This window comes from uncultured Gemella sp. (assembly GCF_963519265.1).
In the GTDB taxonomy this organism is placed as follows: Bacteria; Bacillota; Bacilli; order Staphylococcales; family Gemellaceae; genus Gemella.
The window spans coordinates 1-2,741 of record NZ_CAUQNQ010000144.1; the positions used below are offsets into that span (position 1 = coordinate 1).

General features: G+C 32.3%; 4 protein-coding genes. All 4 read left to right on the plus strand.

All coding sequences use genetic code 11. From position 1 onward, the window contains the following. A partial coding sequence (locus RWN11_RS08150) for a phage holin family protein (RefSeq protein WP_314161236.1) occupies nucleotides 1-366 on the plus strand: 366 nt, incomplete at its 5' end. Between the two features lie 15 nt (nucleotides 367-381). Beyond that, complete coding sequence (gene hprK / locus RWN11_RS08155; RefSeq protein WP_314161237.1) at nucleotides 382-1,326, plus strand: HPr(Ser) kinase/phosphatase; 945 nt, start codon at nucleotides 382-384, stop codon at nucleotides 1,324-1,326. 1 nt (nucleotide 1,327) lies between these two features. After that, entirely contained in the window at nucleotides 1,328-2,131 is an 804-nt protein-coding gene (gene lgt / locus RWN11_RS08160; RefSeq protein ID WP_314161239.1) for a prolipoprotein diacylglyceryl transferase, read from the plus strand. A gap of 17 nt (nucleotides 2,132-2,148) precedes the next feature. Next, a partial coding sequence (locus tag RWN11_RS08165) for an FAD-dependent oxidoreductase (protein ID WP_314161238.1) occupies nucleotides 2,149-2,741 on the plus strand: 593 nt, incomplete at its 3' end.

Here is a 2,741-nt window from a genome sequence, read left to right on the forward strand (position 1 = left end):
CCCTTTTTGAAGAAGGTTATTATAAACACATTAGTTGTAATAGCATTTGCAGGTTTAACACAAGGAAGATTAAAAATTGATCATCCAATATATGGTTTCCTTGGAGCCTTGCTGATTACAATATTATTCACATTAGTTAGACCATTATTGCTAGTTACTGTAATAATAACAATATTTAGTTTAGGACTATTTTCATTATTAGTAAGGACTATATTAGTTTATTCAGTTTCTTATATATTGGCACCACATTTTGAGATAGTATCGTTTTGGACAGCAATAGGTTTAGTAATAGCAATTAAAATTTTTAATTTTATATTTAAAACTGAACAAAGAACGATAATAATAAAAACATTTAAAAAGAAATAAAAAAGGAAAAAAATTATGCCAAAAATTACAACAAGAGAGCTTGTTGAAAAATTGAATTTAGAAGTAATAAGTGGTGAAAAAGGATTAGATAGAGAAATCACAACAGATGAGTTATCTCGTCCAGCGTTGCAACTTGCAGGGTATTTTTCTCACTATTCACCAAAAAGAATTCAAATTCTTGGAACAAGCGAATTATCATTCTTTAAATTAATTCCAGATATTGAGAAAAAATCAAGAATGCGTATGTTATGTACACGTATAACTCCATGTATTATTATTTCACGTGAACTAGAAGTTCCAGAAGAATTAATAGAAGCAGCTAATAAATATGACACACCCGTATTAAGATGTAAACATGACACTACGAAACTGATGGGAAATATCTCAAATCATCTTAGAAGGGTATTTGCACCTACGACTTCAATACACGGGGTATTCATTGAAGTTTATGGCATTGGAGTACTTATAACTGGAGAAAGTGGAATAGGAAAGAGTGAAATAGCTCTAGAGCTTATCAAACGAGGACATCGTTTAGTAGCAGATGATAGAGTAGATATAAGAGAGATAGAAAGAGGATTTTTAATCGGAAGTTGTGAGTCTACTTTAATAAAACACTTATTAGAAATTCGTGGATTAGGGATTATCAATGTTATGACGTTGTTCGGTACAGGAGCAGTGCGTAGCGACAAAAGATTACAACTTAATATTCATCTAGAAACATGGAATGATCAAAAACAATACGATCGAATAGGTTTAGGAAATGAAAGTAAAGAAATTCTAAATTCTAAAATTGAGAAGAAAACAATTCCTGTAAGACCTGGGCGAAATGTTGCAATCATCATAGAATCTGCTGCTATGAACTATAGGTTAAATCAAATGGGAGTGAATACTGCCAAAGATTTTACATCACGATTAGCAGAAGAAATAAAAAGAAATAATATGAATAATGGGGTGGAATAATATGACATTAGGATACTTAGATCCAATTGCCTTTCACTTGTTTACAAAACCAGTTTATTGGTATGGGATTATAATAGCGACTACTGTATTTTTTGCATATTACCTTGCGGATATGGAAGCTACAAAAAGAGGTTTGAAAAAAGATACAATGTTAGATCTTTTACTAATAGCTTTACCTATAGCGTTTATTTTTGCTCGTGCGTACTACGTAATGTTCAGATGGGAATTTTACAAAGGTGACTTCGCTAGTATGATAGCCATTTGGGATGGTGGAATAGCGATATACGGTGGTTTAATAGGTGGATTTGTTGTGCTGTACTTCTTTGCTAGAAAAAGAGGGATAAAAATTATTAAACTTTTAGATATAATAGCACCAAGTTTACTAGTAGGACAAATGTTGGGACGTTGGGGAAACTTCTTCAATCATGAAGCGTATGGAGAAATAGTCACTAGGGAATATTTACAGAATAGATTTATTCCAGAGTTCATTATAGAAAATATGTATATTGACGGCGCTTATCGTCAACCAACATTCTTATATGAGAGTTTATGGTGTTTTATCGCATTAGTAATACTATTACTAATACGAAATAAACTAGCACAAAGTGAAGTCTTCGCTGCATACTTAATCTTATATGGAGTAGAAAGATTTATAGTAGAAGGAATGAGAACAGATTCTCTTTATCTTGGAAGTTTAAGAGTTTCTCAAGTTCTTTCACTAGTATTTGTAGTAGGAAGTCTGATATACTTAATAGTGCTTAATACAAAATTCAAAGATAAGAAGATTTTGTATAGAGAATCATAAAAGAGAAGGTGGAAAATATGACAGAAAAAATTTATGACCTAATTATTGTAGGAGCAGGACCAGCAGGTATGACTGCTTCAATCTACGCATCACGTGCGAATATGTCAGTATTGATGCTAGAAAGAAAATATCCAGGTGGTCAAATGCTATCAACTGAAGAAATTGAGAACTATACTGGATATGAGATGATTACAGGACCTGAACTATCAGAAAAAATGTTCGAACACTCTAAAAAATTCGGAACAGAATTTGCTTTTGGTAATATCACAAAAGTTGGTGAAAAAGATGGACTTAAATATGTTGTTGCAGGAGAAAAAGAATATGTTGCTAAATCAATAATTATTGCAACAGGTTCAGAGCATAGAAATCTTGATGTTCCTGGAGAAGAACAGTTTTCAGGAAAAGGTGTAAGTTACTGTGCGGTATGTGATGGTGCATTCTTTAGAAACAAAGAAGTAGTAGTTATCGGTGGAGGAGATTCAGCGGTAGAAGAAGCTTTATATCTTTCTAATCTAGCAGCAAAAGTTACTATTGTTCACAGACGTGATGAACTACGTGCACAAAAAATTCTTCAAGACAGAGCATTTGCTAAAGAAAATATCGAATTCGT

Bases quoted from the DNA above. Each gene is read 5' to 3' on its own strand.
- lgt (WP_314161239.1), top strand. From the start codon at position 1,328: ATGACATTAGGATACTTAGATCCAATTGCCTTTCACTTGTTTACAAAA.
- hprK (WP_314161237.1), top strand. From the start codon at position 382: ATGCCAAAAATTACAACAAGAGAGCTTGTTGAAAAATTGAATTTAGAA.